22 protein-coding genes are annotated in these 20,958 nt (G+C 72.7%); 9 read left to right on the forward strand and 13 right to left on the reverse strand.

Annotation, left to right across the window (positions count from 1 at the left end; translation table 11 throughout):
• Nucleotides 1-51 precede the first annotated feature (51 nt).
• Both coaD and rsmD read right to left on the reverse strand, forming a co-directional pair.
• The gene (gene coaD, locus OG598_RS20130) at nucleotides 52-534 is read right to left on the reverse strand and encodes a pantetheine-phosphate adenylyltransferase (protein ID WP_030335289.1); all 483 of its coding nucleotides are present in this window, start codon (nucleotides 532-534) and stop codon (nucleotides 52-54) included.
• Nucleotides 531-1,094 (reverse strand): 16S rRNA (guanine(966)-N(2))-methyltransferase RsmD, encoded by a 564-nt coding sequence (gene rsmD, locus OG598_RS20135; protein ID WP_328650581.1) that lies wholly within the window; start codon nucleotides 1,092-1,094, stop codon nucleotides 531-533. Before rsmD ends, coaD begins: the two co-directional genes overlap by 4 nt.
• Before the next feature lie 398 nt (nucleotides 1,095-1,492).
• Between rsmD and OG598_RS20140 the strand changes: the two genes are divergently transcribed.
• Nucleotides 1,493-2,455 carry an LPXTG cell wall anchor domain-containing protein gene (locus OG598_RS20140; RefSeq protein WP_328650582.1) on the forward strand — a complete coding sequence of 321 codons (963 nt, stop codon included), beginning with the start codon at nucleotides 1,493-1,495 and terminating at the stop codon, nucleotides 2,453-2,455.
• 186 nt (nucleotides 2,456-2,641) lie between these two features.
• On the opposite strand, the gene recG is transcribed toward OG598_RS20140, so the two are convergent.
• Complete coding sequence (gene recG / locus OG598_RS20145; RefSeq protein ID WP_328650583.1) at nucleotides 2,642-4,840, reverse strand: ATP-dependent DNA helicase RecG; 2,199 nt, start codon at nucleotides 4,838-4,840, stop codon at nucleotides 2,642-2,644.
• Complete coding sequence (locus OG598_RS20150) at nucleotides 4,837-6,450, reverse strand: DAK2 domain-containing protein (RefSeq protein ID WP_328650584.1); 1,614 nt, start codon at nucleotides 6,448-6,450, stop codon at nucleotides 4,837-4,839. Before OG598_RS20150 ends, recG begins: the two co-directional genes overlap by 4 nt.
• A 287-nt stretch (nucleotides 6,451-6,737) precedes the next feature.
• Here OG598_RS20150 and rpmB point away from each other — a divergent pair, with 287 nt between their 5' ends.
• Complete coding sequence (gene rpmB, locus OG598_RS20155) at nucleotides 6,738-6,929, forward strand: 50S ribosomal protein L28 (protein WP_011905179.1); 192 nt, start codon at nucleotides 6,738-6,740, stop codon at nucleotides 6,927-6,929.
• A gap of 147 nt (nucleotides 6,930-7,076) precedes the next feature.
• Here the strand turns inward: rpmB and OG598_RS20160 are convergent, their stop codons facing one another.
• Entirely contained in the window at nucleotides 7,077-7,571 is a 495-nt protein-coding gene (locus OG598_RS20160) for a GNAT family N-acetyltransferase (protein ID WP_442931329.1), read from the reverse strand.
• A complete protein-coding gene (locus OG598_RS20165) occupies nucleotides 7,568-8,557 on the reverse strand; it encodes a thiamine-phosphate kinase (RefSeq protein WP_328650586.1) in 990 nt (329 codons plus the stop codon). Before OG598_RS20165 ends, OG598_RS20160 begins: the two co-directional genes overlap by 4 nt.
• 96 nt (nucleotides 8,558-8,653) lie before the next feature.
• Between OG598_RS20165 and OG598_RS20170 the strand changes: the two genes are divergently transcribed.
• Together OG598_RS20170 and OG598_RS20175 are read left to right on the forward strand one after the other, a co-directional pair.
• Complete coding sequence (locus OG598_RS20170) at nucleotides 8,654-8,887, forward strand: Lrp/AsnC ligand binding domain-containing protein (protein ID WP_030487446.1); 234 nt, start codon at nucleotides 8,654-8,656, stop codon at nucleotides 8,885-8,887.
• Nucleotides 8,888-8,896: 9 nt separating this feature from the next.
• Nucleotides 8,897-9,580, forward strand: a complete 684-nt coding sequence (locus OG598_RS20175; RefSeq protein WP_328650587.1) for a DUF3515 family protein — start codon at nucleotides 8,897-8,899, stop codon at nucleotides 9,578-9,580.
• Nucleotides 9,581-9,635: 55 nt separating this feature from the next.
• On the opposite strand, the gene OG598_RS20180 is transcribed toward OG598_RS20175, so the two are convergent.
• Nucleotides 9,636-10,736, reverse strand: a complete 1,101-nt coding sequence (locus OG598_RS20180) for a D-alanine--D-alanine ligase family protein (protein WP_328650588.1) — start codon at nucleotides 10,734-10,736, stop codon at nucleotides 9,636-9,638.
• Between the two features lie 194 nt (nucleotides 10,737-10,930).
• Nucleotides 10,931-11,149 (reverse strand): hypothetical protein, encoded by a 219-nt coding sequence (locus tag OG598_RS20185; RefSeq protein WP_238657534.1) that lies wholly within the window; start codon nucleotides 11,147-11,149, stop codon nucleotides 10,931-10,933.
• A 279-nt stretch (nucleotides 11,150-11,428) separates the two neighbouring features.
• Here OG598_RS20185 and OG598_RS20190 point away from each other — a divergent pair, with 279 nt between their 5' ends.
• Nucleotides 11,429-12,274: a helix-turn-helix domain-containing protein gene (locus OG598_RS20190; protein ID WP_328650589.1), complete on the forward strand. Its 846-nt coding sequence runs from the start codon at nucleotides 11,429-11,431 to the stop codon at nucleotides 12,272-12,274.
• 5 nt (nucleotides 12,275-12,279) lie between these two features.
• Nucleotides 12,280-12,480 carry a DUF397 domain-containing protein gene (locus OG598_RS20195; protein WP_112582016.1) on the forward strand — a complete coding sequence of 67 codons (201 nt, stop codon included), beginning with the start codon at nucleotides 12,280-12,282 and terminating at the stop codon, nucleotides 12,478-12,480.
• A 41-nt stretch (nucleotides 12,481-12,521) separates the two neighbouring features.
• Here OG598_RS20195 and OG598_RS20200 read toward each other — a convergent pair whose 3' ends face one another.
• The 5 genes from OG598_RS20200 to OG598_RS20220 form a co-directional block, all read right to left on the reverse strand.
• A complete protein-coding gene (locus tag OG598_RS20200) occupies nucleotides 12,522-13,571 on the reverse strand; it encodes an ROK family protein (protein WP_328650590.1) in 1,050 nt (349 codons plus the stop codon).
• A 194-nt stretch (nucleotides 13,572-13,765) separates the two neighbouring features.
• The gene (locus OG598_RS20205; protein WP_328650591.1) at nucleotides 13,766-14,551 is read right to left on the reverse strand and encodes a putative protein N(5)-glutamine methyltransferase; all 786 of its coding nucleotides are present in this window, start codon (nucleotides 14,549-14,551) and stop codon (nucleotides 13,766-13,768) included.
• An 8-nt stretch (nucleotides 14,552-14,559) separates the two neighbouring features.
• The gene (locus OG598_RS20210; protein ID WP_328650592.1) at nucleotides 14,560-15,678 is read right to left on the reverse strand and encodes a cystathionine gamma-lyase; all 1,119 of its coding nucleotides are present in this window, start codon (nucleotides 15,676-15,678) and stop codon (nucleotides 14,560-14,562) included.
• Nucleotides 15,679-15,686: 8 nt separating this feature from the next.
• The gene (locus OG598_RS20215) at nucleotides 15,687-16,694 is read right to left on the reverse strand and encodes an NAD(P)H-dependent glycerol-3-phosphate dehydrogenase (RefSeq protein ID WP_328650593.1); all 1,008 of its coding nucleotides are present in this window, start codon (nucleotides 16,692-16,694) and stop codon (nucleotides 15,687-15,689) included.
• 76 nt (nucleotides 16,695-16,770) lie between these two features.
• A complete protein-coding gene (locus OG598_RS20220; RefSeq protein WP_328650594.1) occupies nucleotides 16,771-17,508 on the reverse strand; it encodes a lysophospholipid acyltransferase family protein in 738 nt (245 codons plus the stop codon).
• A 128-nt stretch (nucleotides 17,509-17,636) separates the two neighbouring features.
• Between OG598_RS20220 and cofC the strand changes: the two genes are divergently transcribed.
• From cofC to OG598_RS20235, 3 genes are all read left to right on the forward strand, one after another.
• Entirely contained in the window at nucleotides 17,637-18,284 is a 648-nt protein-coding gene (gene cofC, locus OG598_RS20225) for a 2-phospho-L-lactate guanylyltransferase (RefSeq protein ID WP_328650595.1), read from the forward strand.
• Nucleotides 18,285-18,342: 58 nt separating this feature from the next.
• Nucleotides 18,343-18,540 carry a cold-shock protein gene (locus OG598_RS20230; protein WP_030335323.1) on the forward strand — a complete coding sequence of 66 codons (198 nt, stop codon included), beginning with the start codon at nucleotides 18,343-18,345 and terminating at the stop codon, nucleotides 18,538-18,540.
• A gap of 291 nt (nucleotides 18,541-18,831) precedes the next feature.
• A complete protein-coding gene (locus OG598_RS20235) occupies nucleotides 18,832-20,958 on the forward strand; it encodes an RNA degradosome polyphosphate kinase (protein ID WP_442931520.1) in 2,127 nt (708 codons plus the stop codon).

Below are 20,958 nucleotides of genomic sequence, written 5' to 3' on the forward strand. Positions count from 1 at the left end.
GCGGGCACCGTAAGTGCACGATCGCGAGGGTGAAGGAAAGTCAGGGTCCGCTCAGCGGCGGGGGCCCAGACGGGCCTGGAGGGCTTCGCGGACCGGGTCGGGGACGTGGGCGGAGATGTCGCCACCCCACTTGGCCACGTCCTTGACCAGGCTCGACGAGAGGAACGAGTAGAGCGGGTTGGTCGGCATGAAGAGCGTCTCGACGCCGGCCAGACCGATGTTCATCTGGGCCATCTGCAACTCGTAGTCGAAGTCGCTGACCGCCCGCAGACCCTTGATCAGCACACTGGCCTGCTGGGCCCGGCAGAAGTCCACCAGCAGCCCCCGGAACGACTCGACCCGCACGTTGCCGTACGACGAGGTCACCTCGCGGAGCATCTCGATGCGCTCCTCGACGGTGAACAGGCCACTCTTCGACTGATTCACCAGCACACCGACGATCACCTCATCGAAGAGCCGACTGGCCCTCCCGATGATGTCGAGGTGTCCGTTGGTGACCGGGTCGAACGAACCGGGGCACACCGCACGTCTCATGATCGGCGACCGTACCAAAGGGTGGTCTCGCCGTAACGGCGACTGCGCTCGGCGGTGATCCCTTCCACCCAGTCGAACTCCCTGGTGCGGCGGGACCGCTCCACCACCACCAACGCGTCGGGCGCCAGCCAGCCGCCGCCGACCAGCGCGGCCAACAGCGCGGTGATCTCCTCGTCCGGCACCGCGTACGGCGGGTCGGCGAAGACAACGTCGTACGGCTCACCGTCCGGGCCGGCGGCCAGCACCGTCGCCACCTTGCCGGTGACCAGACGGGCCGCCGGACCGGCACGGAGGGCCGCCACGTTCTCCCGGATCACCCGAGCCGCCCGCGGGTCGGACTCGACAAGTAACACGTGCCGGGCACCCCGGGAGAGCGCCTCCAGGCCGACCGCGCCGGAGCCGGCGTACAGGTCGGCGAAGCGGGCGCCGTCGAGATCGACCTCGGCCTGGACGGCACTGAACAGCGCCTCCCGTACCCGGTCCGAGGTGGGTCGGGTGCCGGCGCCGGGCGGCGCGGCGATCCGCCGGCCACCGAGCGTCCCGGCCACGATCCGGGTCACCGTTTCCTCCTGCTCATGCCCGCGACGCTACGCGATGCGGCGCGGACCCGGTCAGCACGGCGCGGATCCGAGGAGTTGGCCGGGCCGGCGACGACGCGGAGCACCTGAGCAGCCCCGACGGCGCGGCATCCACCGTGGAGCCACGGCGGCCGGGACCGTCCCCAGTGACCGGACCGACACCTTCGGTATATCAAAGATCACGAATCGACTACATTGCCGGATGGCAATGATCTGAACTCCCCTCATTAACCACCCATCAGTACAGTCTCCCCCTGTCCCCGCTTTCGCTGCGGGAACACCACCGCGTCGCGCGACGCCCCGGTGAGCAGGTGACCCCCCGGTCACGATGTCTCCCGGCCTCCCGCCACGCGATCCGTACCCCCTCACCAGGAGCAGGCGTGAACCCTCCCAAGTCTCCGTTCCGGCGCGTCGCGGCCATCGCCGCTGGCGCGTTGATCGGCCTCGCCGGCGTCGGCGTCCTCGCGAGCCCCGCGAGTGCCCACCACCCCGAGCCCTCCGGCACCTACTGCCTGACCTCCGACGGCCAGGTCAAGGTGACCTGGACGGTCGGCAACAGCGAGAACATCGACGCGACCATCACCACGCTGAAGTCGACCGTCCCGGGCGACTTCACCGGCGGCCTGGCGAAGGACGCCACTCTCCCGGCGAAGGGCCAGGGTTTCCTCACCGGCACCCAGGCCCACCGCTTCGACCAGAAGCGGCCGACGATCGAGCTGACCGTCGAGGCGCGGTGGGTGCGCCCCGAACGGATCGTGACCGAGGAGCGGACCGTGGCCGCCGAGGCGAAGGGCACCTGCGCGGCAGAGGCCACGCCCTCGCCGAGCAGCCCGACGCCGACCGCCACTCCGACGGCGACCCCCACCCCGACCCCCACTGTCGTCTCTCCGTCGCCGAGCCAGTCTCCGACGCAGAGCCCGACCCCGACTGCTACCCCGGCTCCGGCGGAGCCGGTGGGCTCGGTCGAGTCGACCTGCGACAAGCTCACCTTCACGATCGAGAACCCCGCCGACGGTGAGACCGTCACGCTCACCCTGACCCCGAACAAGGGCGAGGTGAAGACGCTGGTCGTGAAGCCGGGCGACACCGGTTCCGTCTCCTTCGACGCGTTCGAGGGTCTGGTCGTCACGCCGGCCGCCGAGGGCCTCGACGACACCGCGCCGATCGCCTGGGAGCAGCCGGCCGAGTGCGCCCCGGGTCAGGGCGGCGGTAAGGACGAGCCGGCTCTGCCGCTGACCGGTGCTGCCACCGGCGGCATCATCGCCGGCGCCGTGGTGCTGCTGGCCGCCGGTGCCGCCCTGTTCGTGGTGGCCCGTCGTCGTCGGGTTCGCTTCACCGCCTGAACCAACAGGCTCTGACAGTTGAGGGCGCGTCGACCACCCGGTCGGCGCGCCCTCAACCATGTGATGGCCTGCGTGATCGACTCGACATCCTTGAAACCGGGGTATCCGCGTCGGCGGGATACCCCGGTTTCCAGAAAGCCGAGTGGATCACCGGGCTAGGCGAGCGAGGCGTGACGGCCTACGTGGTCAGCCCTTTTCCAGGTACTCCGCGCGGTCCTCGTCCACCAGTGCGGCCACCGAGGCGGCCAGTGCCGGGCTGCGGGCCAGCTCCGGGTCGTCCTCGATCAGGGTGATCGCCTCGGCGCGGGCGTCGCGGATCAGGTCCGCGTCGCGTCGCAGGGACAGCAACCGCAGGTGCGAGCGGTGCCCGGACTGGGTGGCACCCAGCACGTCGCCCTCGCGGCGTTGCTCCAGATCCAGTTCGGCGAGCTTGAAACCGTCGCTCGTGGACGCCACCGCGTCCAACCGTTCCCGCGCCGACGAACCCTCGGCCGCCTCGCTGACCAGCAGGCACAGCCCGGCGGCGGCGCCCCGGCCGACCCGGCCCCGCAACTGGTGCAGCTGGGAGACGCCGAACCGGTCGGCGTCCAGCACGATCATCACTGTGGCGTTCGGCACGTCCACGCCGACCTCGATCACCGTCGTCGCCACCAGCACGTCCAGGTCACCGGCCGCGAAGGAACGCATCACCGCGTCCTTCTCGTCGGCCGGCAGGCGACCGTGCAGCACCCCGATCCGCAGGCCGTGCAGCGGCCCATCGGCCAGCAGCGGAGCCACCTCGGTCACCGCCAGCGGCGGCCGCCGCCCGTTGTCGTCCTCGGGTGGCGGTTCCTCGTCGCTGGTCGGCCCGTCACCGATCCGCGGGCACACCACGTACGCCTGGTGGCCGGCGGTCACCTCCTCGCGCAGCCGACGCCAGGCCCGGTCCAGATAGGCCGGCTTCTCGGCGGCCGGCACCACGTGCGAGGCGATCGGCGACCGCCCCCGGGGCAACTGGGAGAGCGTGGAGACCTCCAGGTCGCCGTAGACGGTCATCGCCACCGTGCGCGGGATCGGGGTGGCCGTCATCACCAGCACGTGCGGCGGCTGATCGGCCTTGGCCCGCAGGGCGTCGCGCTGCTCCACGCCGAAGCGGTGCTGCTCGTCGACCACCACCAGGCCGAGGTCGGCGAAGTCGACCCCCTCGTACAGCAGGGCGTGGGTGCCGAGCACGATGCCGGCGGCGCCGCTGGCCACCTCGCCGAGCGCCCGGCGGCGGGCCGCCGCGCCCAGCGAGCCGGTGACCAGCTCGACCCGGGTGGCGTGCTCGGCGGAGCCCAGCTCACCGGCCCGCCCGAGCGGCCCGAGCAGGTCGAGCATGCCGCGGTGGTGCTGGGCGGCCAGCACCTCGGTGGGCGCCAGCAGCGCGGCCTGCCCGCCCGCGTCGACCACCTGGAGCATCGCCCGCAGCGCCACCACCGTCTTGCCCGAGCCCACCTCGCCCTGCAAGAGACGGTGCATGGGGTGCGGGGTGGCCAGGTCCGCCGCGACCTCCACACCCACCTCCCGCTGACCGGCCGTCAGCTCGTACGGAAGTCGGGCGTCGAAGGCCTCCAACAGCCCGCCCGGGCGCGCCGGCCGGGGGCGGGCCGGCCAGTCGGCTGCCCGGTGCTTGCGCTGCACCAGGGTCACCTGGACGGCGAAGGCCTCGTCCCACTTGAGGCGCCGCCGCGCCTGGTGCAGCGCCTCCTTGCTGGACGGCCGGTGGATCTCGGTCAGCGCCGCGCCCAGCCCGACCAGCTTGCGGCTGGCCCGCACGGCGCTCGGCAGTGGATCGTCCGGCGGGGTGAAGGTGTCCAGTACGACGCGCACGCAGCGCGCGATCACCCAGGTCGGCACGGCCGCGGCGGCCGGGTAGACCGGGATCAGCGCACCGGCGAACTCCTCGATGTCGTCGCTGACCGCCGCCTCGCCCTCGCCACCCTCGCCGAGCAGGACGTACTCCGGGCCGTTGAGCTGCCGTTTGCCCCGGAACTCGGTGACCTTGCCGGCGAACAGACCCCACCGGCCCGGGCGCAGCTCGCGCTCGCGCCACGCCTGGTTGCCGAAGAAGGTCAACGTCAGCACCCCGCCGGAGCCGTCGCCGACGGTCACCTCCAGCAGGTTGCCCCGCCGCTGACGCATCGGGCGCACCGCAGTGCGCTGCACCTGGGCCAACACGGTGACCTGCTCACCGACGTCCAGTGAGCGGATGTCGGTGTGTTCGCCACGCTCGTCGTAGCGACGCGGAAAGTGGTAGACCAGGTCACCCGCTGTGTGCAGGTCGAGGTGCGAGGCCAACGCCTTGGCTGTCTTGTCCCCGACCAGCTTCTTCAGCGGAGTGTCCACAGTGGCTGGTTCGCTCATTCGATCCCTACCAGGAGCGGATAAAACGGCTGGCCGCCCGGGTACGCGTGCACCTCGACGAACGGCCAGCGCCGCGCGACGTGCGCGCGGACGGCGTCGGTGAGCCCGGCCGGGGCGTCCACCCCGGCCAGCAGGGTGACCATTTCGCCGCCACCACCGAGCATCCGGTCGACCACTGCCGCGCAGGTGTCGGTGAGGTCGGTGCCGATCAGGTGCACCTCCCCCTCCACCAGCGCCAGCACGTCACCGGGACGGCACGGGCCGGCCACTGTCAGCGCCTCCCGGCTGGCATGGCAGACCTCGGCGTACCGGCAGGCACCAGCCGCCTCGGCCATCGCGATGACGTCGTCCTCGAAACGGCGGTCACCGTCGCGGACCGCGAGGGCTGCGAGGGCCTGCACCGGCGAGCGGGTCGGCACCACGCTCACCTTGATGCCGTACCGATGGGCCTCGCGGGCGGCCGCGCTCGCCACCGCCTCGGTGTTGGCGTCGTTGGGCAGCACCACCACCCGGGCCGCGCCGGTGCTGCGGACGGCGTCCAGCAGCTCGCCCGTGGACGGGTTGCCCGGCACGACCGTGGCGCCCTCCGCGGCGAAAAGGTCGGCGATGCCGCCGCCGGTGGCCACCACCACCGCGGCCCGGCCGGCCACCACCGGGCCGGAGGGCGACTCCGACTGGTCGGCGAAACGGGTCACCGAGATGCGGTACGGGCGGCCGGCGGCGACACCGGCCTCGACCGCCGCGCCCACGTCGTTGACGTGCACGTGCACGTTCCAGGTGCCTTCCGGCTCACGCCCGTCGCCGACGACGACCAGCGAATCGCCCAGGACGTCGAGCGCCCGCCGCAACCCGGCGACCGCCTCGGCCGGGGCGTCGAGCAGGAACTGCACCTCGTACGCGTATTCATCCGAACCGGTCTCGCGGGCGACGGTGGCCGCCGGGCGGGCGGAGCGCGGCGTCGGCGCGGGCCGGGCCGTGCGCTCCCCGGTCAGCACCTCGACCAGGGCGTCGAGCAGCACGCAGAGCCCTCGGCCACCGGCGTCGACCACGCCCGCGCGGGCCAGCGCCGGTAGCTGTTCCGGGGTGCGGGCGAGCGCCTCGGCCGCCGCCCGGGCGGCGACGCCGGCCACCGTCGGCAGGTCGTCGCTGGCCGCGCCCTCGGCTGCGGCGGCGGCCGCCGCGACCACTGTGAGCACTGTGCCCTCGACCGGCTGGGACACCGCTGTGTACGCGGCGGTGGTGCCGGAGCGCAGCGCGGCGGCCAACTCCCGGCCACGCACCGCCGGCACCCCGGCGACCTGGTCGGCGAAGCCACGCAGGATCTGCGAGAGGATCACCCCGGAGTTGCCCCGCGCGCCGAGCAGCGCGCCCTGGGCCATCAGCCGCAGCGCGTGCCCGTGGGCAGTCGGCCCGCTGTCGGGGAGAGTGTCCAGATCCATGGCGAGGGCCTGCTGCGCCGAGGTGAGGGTGAGCACCAGGTTGGTGCCGGTGTCGCCGTCGGGCACCGGGTAGACGTTGAGCTGGTCTATCTCGCCCTGGTGGCGCTTCAGTGCGGCCAGCCCGCTCGCGCACCAGCGGCGGACCGCGGCGGCGTCGAGGGTGTCCAGCACGGGCAGAAGCCTACTGGCGCGCACCGACGCCCGTCGGACTCGTCCGGCGTGTCCCCGCCGGCCCGGGCCGGCGCTGGCCGCGGCGCGGGCGAGCGTCTCCGGTACCCTTGCCGCCGGGCCGGCCCACCGTTGGGCGGACGGGCCCACGACCAGGCATGAGCCGGGGCACGGGCGAGCGCCGGACCGGGCCGGTTGGCCGGGTCGGCGAGTCATCGGGTAACCTGACCAGGTTGCCCGGGCAGCACCTGCCGGCGACCTCATGAACGTATCAATCCCAGGAGTATCCCGTGGCTAGCGTGTGCGACGTCTGTGGCAAGGGACCGGGCTTCGGCCACAACGTGTCCCACTCGCACCGGCGGACCAACCGCCGCTGGAACCCGAACATCCAGTCGGTGCGTACCCCGGCCGGTGGCGGCAACACCAAGAAGTTGAAGGTCTGCACCTCGTGCATCAAGGCCGGCAAGGTCACCCGCGCCTGACGCGGTAGCACCCACCTTTTCGTTCGGCTCAGCCGGCGGACCCCGAGGGTCCGCCGGCTCTGTCGTGTTCCCGGGCAGACGCCGCACACCGGCCCGCCGGGGCCCGGCACATCGGCCAGGCCGGACCCGGCGGGCCCGGCGCGCAGGTCAGAGGGTGCGGCCGAAGGAGACGCAGCCCTCCGCGTCCTTGTAGAAGCCGAAGTTGGGGATCCGCTCGTACCCGGCGGAGCCGTACATGGCGATCGCCTCGGGCTGCTTGTCGCCGCACTCCAGGACCACCCGCTTGCGGCAGTGCTCACGGGCGGAGCGCTCGACGGCCGCCAGCACCGCGCGGGCCACCCCCCGCCCCCGTGCCGCCGGGGCCGTGTACATCCGCTTCAGCTCCGCGGTGTCCGCCCCGTGGCTGCGCCAGCCACCGCAGCCGACCGGCTCGCCGGCCAGGTAGGCCACCAGGAACGCGCCGTCGGGCGGCTCGAACTCGGCCGCGTCCACGGGGGTGTCGTCGCCGGTGCCGCCGTAGCGGGCACCGAGGTCGGCCAGTGCGGCGTGGATCAGGTCCTGCGCCACCGGTGCGTCGAACCGCACCACCCGAATCTCGATCTCACTCACGGTATCCAGGGTACGGCCGGGCGCGGGCCTCATCGGAAGTGGTCCCAGCCGGCCGGGCCGTCGTAGGCGACGCCGTCGACAGTCACGCCGGCACCGTCGGTGACCAGACCGATCGGTCGCCAGCCCGGCGGCAGCACCACCGCCGGGGGGAAGGTCGCGGCCAGCGCGTGATCGTCGCCACCGGCGAGGATCCAGGTGTACGGGTCGACGCCGAGTGCCTGCGCCGCGTCGGCCATCTGCCGGGGCACCTCGAACCCGTCGCGGCGTACGTCGATCGCCACCCCGCTGGCCGCCGAGACGTGCCCGAGGTCGGCGAGGAGCCCGTCCGACACGTCGATCATGGAGGTGGCGCCGAGCTGGGCGGCCTGCGGGCCGGCCTGGTAGGGCACCTGCGGGCGCCGGTACGCCTCAACCAACAGCCGAGGGGTACGGAAGCCCCGGGTCAGCACGGTCAGCCCGGCTGCCGCGAACCCGGTGCGCCCGGCCAGAGCGAGCACGTCCCCCGGTCGGGCGCCCGAGCGCAGCACTGGCGGACGGCCCGCCAGGTCGCCCAGCGCGGTGACCGCGACGGTCAGGGTGGGACTGGCCGACATGTCCCCGCCGACCACGCTCGCGCCGACCGTCGCCGCCTCCGCGGAGAGCCCGTCGGCCAACTCCTCCGCCCAGGCGGTGTCCAGGTCCGCCGGCATGCAGAGCGCAACCAGCAGGGCGGTCGGCGTGGCACCCATCGCCGCGATGTCCGCCAGGTTGGCCGCTGCCGCCCGATGCCCGACGTCGCGGGCCGATGACCAGTCCCGTCGGAAGTGCCGCCCGTCGACAAGCACGTCGGTGGAGGCCGCCACCCGACCGTCGGGCGCGGCCACCACCGCCGCGTCGTCGCCGGGGCCGAGCAGTGTCGTCGGCCCGTACGACAGCCGGGCAGTGATCTTCCCGATCAGCCCGAACTCCCCGATCCCGGACACGCCGACGCCACCGCGGGCGTTCCGCCCGTGCTGCCCGGCTCCGCCGTGCTCGCTCACCGCTGCTCCTTGACCACCGATAGGGATCAGACCTGGTCCGTAAGGTACTTTCACCCTTCGGGCCGCTCCCGGGCGGCGACGGACGGAGGTCGAGTCGTGGTACAGGCGTACATCCTCATCCAGACCGAGGTCGGCCGCGCACGTGACGTGGCGGGTCTCATCGCGGACATCCCCGGCGTGGTACGCGTCGACGCCGTCACCGGGCCGTACGACGTGGTCGTCCTCACCGAGGCGAACACCGTCGATGAGCTCGGCAAACTCATCGTCAGCAAGGTGCAGATGGTGCCCGGCATCACTCGCACCCTCACGTGTTCGGTGGTGCGGCTGTAAGTGGACGAGATGACGACCTCCTCCTCGGCTCTGGACGACGACGGGGTGCGCGACGCGGCCGGCGGGACGTCCGAGCCGGCTGACGGTAACCGTGAGTCGACCGATCCGGCCGCCGCCGCGCCGGCCGGCCGCGATCGGACCATGCGTGGCGCGGCCCTGCTGGCCACGTTGATCGCGCTGCCGATCACGCTGCTGGTGGCCGTGCTGGCCTTCAGCAAGCTCAGCCCGGACGCGCCGGCCGCCGCGCCGACGCCCTCCGCGACGACCGCCCGGGTGCAGTCCACCACCCCGGTGGAGATGGCCGCCCCGGCGCTGGCCGCCCGGCCGGCCACTGTCTGTCGGGCCCTGCTCTCCCAGCTTCCGGCGAGCATCCGCGACCTGGCCCAGCGGCCGGTCACCGCCGGCCCGGAGCAGAACGCCGCCTACGGCGACCCCGCGCTCACGGTGGCCTGTGGTGGCACCGAGCCGGCCTTCCCCAGCACCGACGAGGTCTGGACGGTCAACCGGGTCTGCTGGCACCTGGCCGAGCAGGCCGACGCGGCGGTCCTCTCCACCGTCGACCGGGAGACGCTGATCACCGTGCGCGTCCCGCGCTCGTACGAGCAGCCGTTGCAGTGGTTGCCGACGATCTCCAGCACGATCGTGGCGAGCGTGCCCTCCGGCGGGGCGATCCCGTCCGGCTGCCAGCGCTGAACTCGAACCGACTCCGCCCGCGCCGGCTGACCGGCGCGGGCGGGGTTCGGACGGTTCAGTGCAGGCCGACGCCGCGCCGCTGGGCGGTACGGATCAGCCGGTTGACCAGCTTCGGGTACTCCAGGCCGGAGGCCGCCCACATCCGCGGGAACATCGACGTCGGGGTGAAGCCGGGCATCGTGTTGATCTCGTTGAGGTAGACGTCCAGCTCGGGAGTGACGAAGAAGTCGGCCCGGGCCAGGCCGGCGCAGTCCAGTGCGGTGAACGCGCGGATCGCGTACTCCTGCACCTGGCGGGTCACCTTCTCCGGCAGGTTGGCCGGGATGTCGTACTCGCAGGAGTCGTCGAGGTACTTCGCCTCGAAGTCGTAGAAGTCGTGGTCGGCGACGACCCGCACCTCGGCCAGCACTGACGCCTCGGGCGTGCCGCCCGCCTCGCCCTCCAGCACACCGCACTCGATCTCGCGGCCGACGATCGCGGCCTCGATGATGACCTTCGGGTCGAACTGCCGGGCGGCGGCGACCGCCGCGTCCAGCTCGGCCCAGTCGGTGACCTTGCTGACGCCGAACGACGACCCGGCCCGGGACGGCTTGACGAAGACCGGCAGGCCGAGCCGCTCCTTGTCCTGCTCGCTGAGCGTCATGCCGTTGCGCAGCACGGCGTACGTGCCGACCGGGATGCCCTCGACGGCACAGAGCTTCTTGGTGAACTCCTTGTCCATGGCGGCCGCGGAGGCGAACACGTTCGCCCCGACGTAGGGGATGCCGGCCATCTCCAGCATTCCCTGGATGGTGCCGTCCTCACCGTAGGTGCCGTGCAGCACCGGGAAGACCACGTCCACGTCGGCCAGCGCCCGGGGGCCCTCGGTCGGGTCGAGCACCATCAGTCCGTTGCCGGTGGGGTCGGCGCGCAGCACGATGTCGTCACCCGAGTCGGCGGTGATCTCCGGCAGCTGACGGGCGTTGATCGCGAGCTGGGCGGGGTCTCCGTTGGTCAGCACCCACTGGCCGGCCCGGGTGATGCCCACCGGCACCACCTCGAACTCGTCCGGGTCGAGTGCGCCGAACACGCTGCCGGCGCTGACGCAGGAGATGCCGTGCTCCGGGCTGCGGCCGCCGAAGACGATCGCCACGCGGGTCTTGCCTGGGGTGGTCACTCCGGTCACCTCTTCGTACGCGACTGCGGCTGGTCGTGCTCGCCGGTGGCGCTCACCCGGTTGACCTTACTGTGCGTGGCCGCGGGGCGAGGCGATACCCGGCGAGCCACGGCACGACACGGCAAACAGTCAGGAAAGGATATACGGTGCGTAATCGGACGGTAGCGGTGCCGCAAGCCGCTGACCTGGGCTACTCAGTCCCGGGAGTGCCGGCGGCCGACCGCGATCACCTTCACCCGCTGCCGGCCGGCCCGCACCATGCCCAGCGCCATGAACGCTCCGGCGATGCGGTCGGCGGCCTCCCGGCTGCTGGCGCCGACGACCTGCCGGCGCCGTTCCGGCGCGACCCGCTCGTTGCGGTGGACGCCCTCGACGGGGCGCACGTCGGTGAGCACCACGAGGAAGCGCGTCATCGCACTCCGCCCGAGGGTACGGCGGGGGGCTCCGGGCGGGTTCGCACGTCGTCTCCTTCCGGCAGGCCGGGGGTGGAGGGGCGGCACGCGACGATCGGGTACGGGGGAGAAACCCGATCGCCGCGCGCCCCATCCCCTCCGGTCGCTCACCACCACCGTCGCCACGACAACCGGCGGTGAGGACGCGATTACAGATTGACACGTGTATAGGCGTGAATGCAACTCCCATCGACGTTCTCTCATGCAGACGTTCCCGCAAATGTATGCGACCATCGATGCATGGCTCCGAAGACCGCCCGTGCCCGCCGGCTCGGCATCGCCCTGCGCCACCACCGGGAAGCCGCCGGGCTGACGCTGGAGACCGCGGCGGATGAGATCAACAGCACCCGCAGCACCCTCTCCCGCTACGAGAACGCCCAGACCCTGATCAGCCCGGCCACCGTGCGCGCCCTGCTCACGTCGTACGGGGTGAGTGCCGAGGAGGTGGCCGCGGCGGTGCAGCTCGCCAAGGACGCCCGCAAGCCCGGCTGGTGGGTGTCGTACTCCTACCTGCTGGATCCGCGCACCATCGACTTCATCGCGCTGGAGGCCGAGGCGACAGCGATCGCCAACTTCGAGCCCTCGGTGGTGCCCGGCCTGTTGCAGACCGCTGACTACGTCCGTGGCGTGATGCGCGGCGGGCCGCACACCCTCGGCGACGACCTGGTGGAGCAGCGGGTCAAGATCCGGCTCGACCGACAACAGCGGCTCACCGCCGACCAGCCGCCCATCCTCGACGCGATCATCGACGAGGGCGCGCTGCTACGGCCGGTCGGTGACCAGTCGGTGATGAACGGGCAACTACGGCACCTGGTCAAGATGGCCGAGCTGCCGAACATCAGCGTCCAGGTGATCCCGCTCTCCGCCGGCTACCACCGGGGCACCCGGGGTTCCCTGCACATCCTCGAGTTCGCCGACCCGGAGGACCCGATCATCGCGTCGGTGGAGACCGTTGCGGGTCAGATGATCCTCGACCGCGCCGGCGAGACGCGTACCTGCACCAAGATCATGGAGCATCTCCGAAGCGTGGCGCTCAGCCCGGCGGACAGCCGCGAGATGCTCCTGTCAGTCCTGAAGGGACGGTAGGACCGATGACCCCGATGATCACAGCGGCCTTGGCCGCGGCGCGCTGGCGCAAGAGCAGCCGCAGCGGCGACGAAGGCGCCTGCGTGGAGGTGGCCGCGATCCCGCGGCTCGTCGCCGTGCGCGACTCCAAGGACCCGGCCGGCCCGGCCCTGCTGTTCCCAACGGCGGCGTGGGCCGCCTTCGCCCAGGCGCCACCCCAGCGCTGACCAGAGGTGCCGAGCCGGTGCGGGCCGAGGCCCGCGCCGGCTCAGGCAACCAGCGGGCGGGGCTCCGGAACGGCGCGTAACGCCTCCAGCGCGGCGATCGCGACGCCTCGGGCACCGGCCATGTCCCGATCCGGCACCAGGGCGAAGCTGGCCACCGCCGCCTGCTCCTCGCGGAGCACCGTGTGCTCGCGGACCGTCGCCAGGAACCAGTCGCGGAACTCCGGTGCCGCCTCCACCACTCCGCCACCGACGAAGTACGCGTGCGGGTCGGTGAAGTTCGCGGCGACGGTGAACAACCGCCCCAGCGCCATCGCCTGCTGGGTGAAGAGATCCCGCGCGAGGGCGTCCTCGCGCTCGCCGTACCCCCGGACCAGCTTCGCCGCCCGGGCCACCGACTCGGCCGCGAGCGGGTGGTCGGGGTACCGGGTCAGCCAGTACGGCAGCAGATTGCGTTCGATGCCGGTCAGCGAGGCGACGCTCTCGACATCTCCGGTGAAGCCACAGGCGCAGGTGGGCTCCGGCTGACCCGGGCCGAGCAGCCCGCTCAGCGGGATGTGCACGTGGCCCAACTCCCCCGCCATCCCGGCCGCACCGGCGATCACCCGACCGCTCTCGACAACACCGCCGCCAAGGCCGGTGCCGACGATCGCGGACACCGACGAGCGGTTCATCGCGTCGGCGCCGAAGTAGACGTGGTGGGCGTAGAGCGCGGCCGCGTTGCCGTCGTTGTGATAGATCACCGGCAGCCCGAGCCGTCGCTCCAGCGCCCCTCGCACGTCGAAGCCACGCCAGGCCGGCTGGGAGAAGTTGGTGGAGCCCCGTGACGAGATGACGCCTTCGGCGCTGGCCGGGCCGGGAGTGTCCAGCCCGACCGCCTGGACCAGGTCGCGCGGCACGCCGGTCTGCGCCAGTGCGCCGTCCAGCGCCTGGGCCAACGCCTCGATCGCCGCCTCCGGCCCGGCCCGCACCTCGCTGGGGATCTCCAACAGCCCGTCCACCAGGAATCGGCCGTCCACCGTCAGCACTGTGGCGTTGTTGCTGGTGCCGCCGTTGTCCAGCCCGACGACCACCGGCACCCCTGCGCTGCCCACCGAAACCGCCTCCCGCCGTCATGAGTGTGAGCCGAGGCTAGTGCCAACCCCTCTCCCCCGCCATGCCCGGGCGGCCCGAGCAGCCTCAGCCGGGCGTGCACCGGCCTCACCACCGTCGATCAAGGAGTTGTGGTGGGGGATGGAACACCCGTCATGGCGTTTATCGGGCACCACAACTCCATGATCGACCCGGGTCAGGGGCGGCGGGCGGCTATCGCGGTGGCGTCCAGGTCTTCGTTGTGGTGCACCGTGGGCACCAGGCCGGCTTCCTCGAACGCGGCGCAGAGTGTGTCGACCTGGGTGGTGCCGGCTTCGACCACCAGGTGGCCGCCGGGGGTCAGCCACCCGGCGGCGTCGGCACCGACCCGGCGCAACACGGAGAGCCCGTCCGGGCCGCCGTCGAGCGCCACCGGGGCCTCGTGCAGCCGCGCCTCCGGCGGCATCAGCGCGACCGCGTCGGTCGGCACGTACGGGGCGTTGGCGACCACCAGGTCCAGCCGACCCCGCCACTGCCGGGGCAGCGGCGCGAAGAGGTCGCCCTCGTACACCTCGGCGTCCAAACCGACGACGTTGCGGCGCGCACACGCCACAGCCGCCGGATCGATGTCGGCGGCGGCCAGCCAGCGCGGTGCGAGCCGGTGCGCCAGCGCGACGGTGGTGGCCCCGGAGCCGCAGCACAGGTCGACCACGGCCGGTGCAGCGCCGGTCAGTTCGGCCGCCACCTCGACCAGCAGGGCGGTCCGGGCCCGGGGCACGAAGACGCCCTCGTCGACGGCTATCCGCAGGCCGCAGAACTCCGCCCAGCCGAGCAGGTACTCCAACGGAACGCCCGCCACCCGACGGTCGGTCAGGTCGGCCAACGCCTCAGGGCTGCGCGCGGCGGCCAGCAGCAGCTCGGCCTCGTCCTCGGCGTAGACGCAACCGGCGGCCCGCAACCGGCCCACCAGGGCGGCCCGGTCGGTGGGGGAAGGGAGCGCCATGGGAGACGTCAGACCGATCCCGCCACATCCAACGCGGCGGCGATGTCGGCCACCAGGTCCGCGGTGTCCTCCGCGCCGCAGGAGAGCCGGACGAAGCCGGGAGCGGTGTCGTCGCCCCACTGCGCCCGCCGGTCCGCCGTGGTGTGCAGGCCACCGAAGGAGGTCGCCGCCGCCACCAGCCGGGCGGCCTCGACGAATCGGCCCACCCGGTCGGCGTCGCCCAGGTCGAACGAGAGCACCCCCGGTATCCGGCGCATCTGCGCCGAGGCCACCGGGTACGCCGGGTCGTCCGGCCGCCCCGGCCACCGCAGGCCGGTCACGTCCGACCGGCCGGCGAGCAGGTCGACGACCGCTGCGGCGTTCGCGCTCTGCCGCGCGAGCCGCAGGTCGAGAGTGGCAAGTGACCGATGGGCCAGCCAGGCGTCGAACGCGCCCGGAACCGCCCCGGTGGTGGTACGCCAGGTCGTCACCGCGTCGATCAGCTCGGTGGACCGGCTGGCCAGGTAGCCCAGCAGCAGGTCGGAGTGACCGGTGAGCGCCTTCGTCCCGGAGGCGACCACCAGGTCGGCACCGAGATCCAGCGGACGCTGTCCGAGCGGGGTGGCGGTGGTGTTGTCCACCGCGAGCAGCGCGCCGGCGGCGTGCGCCCGCTCGGCCAGGGCCGCCACGTCGACCACGTCGAGGCCCGGGTTGGCGGGCGTCTCCACCAGCACCAGCCGGACGCCCTCGAACGACGGGTACGGCCCGACGGTCGGCGCGAACAGCACCCGGACGCCGATCGCCTCCAGCACATCGGTGGCGAACGCCCGGACCGGGAAGTATCCGTCGCTGGGGAGCACCACTGTGTCCCCCGGCCGCAGCACTGTGAGCAGCAGCCCGGTGATGGCCGCCTGACCGGTCGCGAAGACCCGACAGTCACCGCCCTCCAGCTCGCCCACCGCCGCCTCCAGCAGCCGGCGGGTCGGGTTGTCGGGGCGACCGTAGCCGTTCGGTGACGTGCCCTGACCCGCAAACGGGTCGAGGTGGTACGGCGCGGCGAAGACCGGCCCGGGTAGGAACGGGTCCCCCGGCGCCGGCTCGGGCAGGCCAGCACGTACGCAGCGGGTGCCGTCCCCCCACTCGCTCATCGGGTTCCTCACTCGTACGACTCGGGTTTGGCGGTGCGGCTCATCAGGGTCTCCACGGCGAGGCGCGGGTCCATCCCCTCGTGGCAGATCCGCTCGACGTGCTCGGTGATCGGCATCTCCACGCCGTGCGCCCGGGCCAGGTCGCGGATCGCCAGGCAGCTCTTCACGCCCTCGGCGGTCTGCCGGGTGGCGGTCTGGGCCTGCTCCAGCGTCTCGCCCCGGCCCAGATGCTCCCCGAAGGTGCGGTTGCGGGCCAGCGGGGACGAGCAGGACGCCACCAGGTCGCCCATGCCGGCGAGGCCGGCGAAGGTGATCGGGTCCGCGCCGAGCGCCACGCCCAGTCGGGCCGTCTCGGCCAGCCCACGGGTCATCAGCATGGCCCGGGTGTTGTCGCCGAAACCCATGGCGGTGGCGATGCCGTACGACAGGGCGATCACGTTCTTGACCGCCCCGCCCAGCTCACAGCCGATCACGTCGTCGTTGGTGTAGGGGCGCAGGTACGGCGTCCGGATCGACGACTGGACGAGCGTGGCGCGGGCGCTGTTCGTCCCGGCGACCACTGTCGCGGCGGGCTGCTCGGCGGCGATCTCCGGGGCCAGGTTCGGGCCGGACACGACGACCACCCGGTCCGCGGCGACCCCGGCGGTCTCCACGATGACCTCGCTCATCCGCTTGGTGGTGCCCAGCTCGATGCCCTTCATCAGCGACACCAGTGTGGAATCCGGGTGCAGGTGCCCGGCCCATTCGGCGAGGTTGCCGCGCAGGGTCTGCGACGGCACTGCCAGCACCACCACCTCGGCGCCGGTGATCGCCTCGGCGGCGTCGGCGGTGGCGGTGACGCGGGCCGGGAGCAGCAGGTCGGGCAGGTACTCGGGATTGCGGCGCTCGGTCCGGATGCTCTCGGCGACCGGCGCCCGGCGGGCCCACACCGTCACGTCCCGCCCCGCGTCCGCGAGGATCTTGGCGAACGCGGTGCCCCAGGAACCGGCACCGAGCACCGCGACGTGACCGTTCATGCCACCGCTCCGCTTCGCTTCGCGGCGGCCTGAGCGACACCGCTACTGAGCCAGACGATTCGCTCGCTTCGCTCGCTCATGCCGCTTCGTCCCGCTGCTCGCGGCCGACGGAGGACCGGGCCGGTCGCTCCCACAGTGGCGGCGGGGTACCGCCACGGATCTCGGCGAGCATGTCCCGCAGCCGCAACATGATGGTGTCCGTCATCTCCTCGAGGGTGGCCCGGGTCGGCTGGGCGTCCGCCCACCGGCTCAGGTCGATCGGCTCCCCGGCGGCAACGGTCACCGGGATCCGGGGGCGCAGGCTGACACGGGTCGTCCGCGGGTCGAAGATCCGTTCCGGCCCCCACATCACCACCGGTACGACCGGGGCGCCGGTGGCCAGGGCCAGCCGGGCCGCACCGGTCTTGGCCTTCATCGGCCAGAGCTCCGGCTGTCGCGTGGTGGTGCCCTCAGGGTAGATCACGACCGCGCCGCCCTCGTCGAGCGCGGCGACCAGTGCGTCCAGCGAGCGGACGGCGTCGGCGCTGCCCCGCTCGACCGGGATCTGCCGGCACCGGTGCAGGATCCAGCCGACCACCGGCACCCGGAACACGCTGGCCTTGCCCAGGTACTGCGGCCAGCGCCCGGCGTCGTAGATGAAGTGCGCGGACACCAGCGGGTCGGCGTGGGAGATGTGGTTCGCCACGATGATCATGCCGCCGTCGCCGAGGAGATGCTCCTGACCACGCCAGGTACGCCGGGTCCAGACGGTCATCACCGGCTTCACCAGCCACACGGCGAACCGTTGCCAGAACCCCAGCCTCCGCCGTGCCACTGTGCCTCCTCTTCGCGCCCCGACCCCGTCGCGAAATCCCGCCCGCGACGCCCGCAGCGGAAATCATGCCTGCTCGCCCCCGGTACGGCCAGCGAGGGGCCCGCCGTCCGGCTGGCAGGATTGCGGACGTGACTCAGCCGAGGTGGGCCGTGGTGGTGCCGGTGAAGCGGCTGGCCGTGGCGAAGAGCCGGCTGCGGGGCGCGCTGCCCGGCGTACCCCATGAGGAGTTGGCGCTGGCCCTGGCGGCCGACACGCTCCGCGCGGTGCTGGCCTGCCCGGCGGTCGCCGAGGCCCTGGTGGTGACCGACGACGCCCGGGTGGCGGCGGCGGCGCGGGCCGCCGGCGCGCGGGTGCTGCCGGACGAGCCGGACGCCGGTCTGAACGCCGCGTTCCGGCACGGAGCGGCCACTGCCGCCGCCGGGTGGGTGGCCGGGATCACCGCGGATGTGCCGGCGCTGCGCCCGGCCGAGTTGGCCGGCGCGCTGCTCGCGGCGCAGAACGGTCGACAGGGGGTACGCCGGTTCCTGCCGGACGCGCCCGGCACGGGCACTGTGCTGCTCACCGCCGGGCCGGGCGTGCCGCTGGATCCGCGTTTCGGGGTGGGCTCGGCGGTCGCGCACGCGGCGAGCGGGGCGCTGCCGCTCGACGGCGACTGGCCCAGCCTGCGCCGGGACGTGGACACCGCCGCGGACCTGACCGCCGCCGCCGCGCTCGGGCTGGGGCCGCGCACTGCCGCACTGGTGACCGCCGGTCGCCCCGCCCGCACCGCAGGCTGAGCCGCCCGGTGGGCTGAGCCCGCGCCACCGGGTGAACCTCCGGGTGTACGGTGCCAGCATGCAGGGCACGGTGGCCAGCTACGACGCGGCGACGCGCAGCGGTGTCCTGCTGCTCGACGACGGCACCGAGATGCGCTTTCCCGCCCGGGCCTTCGACGCCTCCGGGCTGCGGCTCCTCCGGCTCGGGCAGCGGGTTCGCATCGACACCGATCCCGACGGCGAGGTTGTCCGGGTGACATTGCCGACGATGATCTGACCTGGCGAGCCCAAGTTCATTTTGCGTTTACCGTAATCGGGTGATTATGAGCGGGTGAGCACCCCTCGCGAGCAACCGGCCCACCCGCCCGCCACCGACCTCCGCAACGGATCCCGTACCCGCGGCACCGATGGGCGCTTCCGCCCGTCCCGCGCCGAACGTGCCGGTGCCGCCCGCGCCGACACGCTCGCCGACGATCCCGGTGCCGCCTCCTCCGGGCTGGACGAGGTCATCGACCCCGCCCCGAGCATCGAAGCGGACGGCCCGACCGCCGGTGACGTCCACCAGGTCCTGCCCGACGACCTGCCGACCGGTGCCGCACCGCAGGACGACGACGAGCCCTCGGCGGCCCCGCCGCTTCCCGAGGACCGGTTCCTCAACCGGGAGCTGTCCTGGCTCGACTTCAACGCCCGGGTGCTCACCCTGGCCGAGGACCAGCGCACCCCGCTGCTGGAGCGGGCCAAGTTCCTGGCCATCTTCGCCAGCAATCTCGACGAGTTCTACATGGTGCGCATCGCCGGGCTGAAGCGGCGGCTCTCCGCCGGCCTGCCGGTGCGCGGCGGGGACCGGCTGCCCCTGCGTACGCAGTTGGAGCTGATCGCCGAGCGGACCGCCGCGCTGGGCGCCCGGCATGCCGCCTGCTTCGTCGACGACGTGCTGCCCAAGCTGGCCGACGAACGCATCCGCATACTGCGCTGGGGCGAGCTGGGTGACGGCGAGCGGGAGCGGCTGCGCACCTACTTCCGGGAGCACATCTTTCCGGTGCTGACCCCGCTCGCTGTGGACCCGGCGCACCCGTTCCCGTACATCTCGGGGCGGTCGCTGAACCTGGCGGTGGCGGTTCGTGACCCGGACGGCGGTTCGGAGCTGTTCGCCCGGGTGAAGGTGCCCAACAACGTCCCCCGCTTCGTCCGGGTGGACCGGGACCAGCCGGGCGTCCGGATGTTGCCGGTGGAGGACCTGATCTCGGTGCACCTGGGGCAGCTGTTCAGCGGCATGCAGGTGGTCGAGTGCCACCTGTTCCGGGTCACCCGCAACGCCGAGGTGGAGGTCGACGAGGACCGCGACGAGGATCTGCTCCAGGCCCTTGAGCGGGAGCTGGCCCGTCGGCGGTTCGGTCCCCCGGTCCGCCTGGAGGTCGCCGCGTCCATCTCCGACCACATGTTGGAGCTGCTCGTCCGCGAGCTGGACATGGACGACCAGGACGTGCTGCGGGTGCCCGGCCTGCTGGACCTGTCCGCGCTGTGGCAGGTCTACGGCGAGGCGGACCGGCCGGACCTGAAGGACCCGCCGTTCGTGCCGGCCACCCATCCCCGGCTCGCCGAGGGTGAGGTGCCGCGCAGCGTCTTCTCCACACTGCGCGACGGGGACATCCTGGTGCACCACCCGTACCACTCGTTCGCCACCAGCGTGCAGCGCTTCATCGAGCAGGCCGCCGCCGACCCGAACGTGCTGGCCATCAAACAGACCCTCTACCGGACCAGCGGCGACTCCCCGATCGTCGACGCGCTCGTCGACGCGGCCGCCGCCGGCAAGCAGGTGGTGGTGCTGGTGGAGGTGAAGGCCCGCTTCGACGAGGTGGCCAACATCGGCTGGGCCCGCACGCTGGAACGCGCCGGCTGCCACGTGGTGTACGGCCTGGTCGGCTTGAAAACGCACTGCAAGACCGCCCTGGTGGTCCGGCAGGAGGGCAACCAGATCCGTCGCTACTGCCACATCGGCACCGGCAACTACCACCCGAAGACGGCCCGACTGTACGAGGACTTCGGCATGCTCACCGCCGACCCGGAGATCGGCGCCGACCTCACCGACCTGTTCAACGTGCTCACCGGGTACAGCCGGCAGACCGCGTACCGGCGGTTGCTGGTCGCCCCGCAGGGCATCCGCAGCGGCCTCATCGAGCGGATCGAGCGGGAAATCTCGCACGTCCGCCTGGGCATGCCCGGCCTGGTCCAGTTCAAGGTCAACTCCCTGGTCGACGAGGGGGTGACCGACGCGCTGTACCGCGCGTCCCAGGCCGGCGTCCACGTCGACCTGCTCATCCGGGGCATGTGCACGCTGCGCCCGGGGGTGCCGGGGTTGTCGGAGAACATCCGGGTCCGCTCGATCCTCGGCCGGTTCCTGGAACACTCCCGGGTCTTCCGGTTCGGCAACAACGGTGAGGCCGAGTTCTGGATGGGCTCGGCCGACCTCATGCACCGCAACCTGGACCGGCGGGTGGAGGCGCTGGTGCGGGTGAGTGACCCGATCGCCCGCGCCGAGTTGGACCATGTGCTCACGGCCGCGATGAGCCCCGAAGTGGACGCGTTCGAGCTGGCCGGCGACGGGACCTGGACCCGGCGTACCGGCGGTGACGACGCCGCCCGGGCCCATCTGCAGGAACTGCTGCTGCGCCGCGTCGGTGGCACGGCCAGCTGA

The sequence above is a fragment of the Micromonospora sp. NBC_00330 genome, assembly GCF_036136635.1.
In the GTDB taxonomy this organism is placed as follows: Bacteria; Actinomycetota; Actinomycetes; order Mycobacteriales; family Micromonosporaceae; genus Micromonospora; species Micromonospora salmantinae.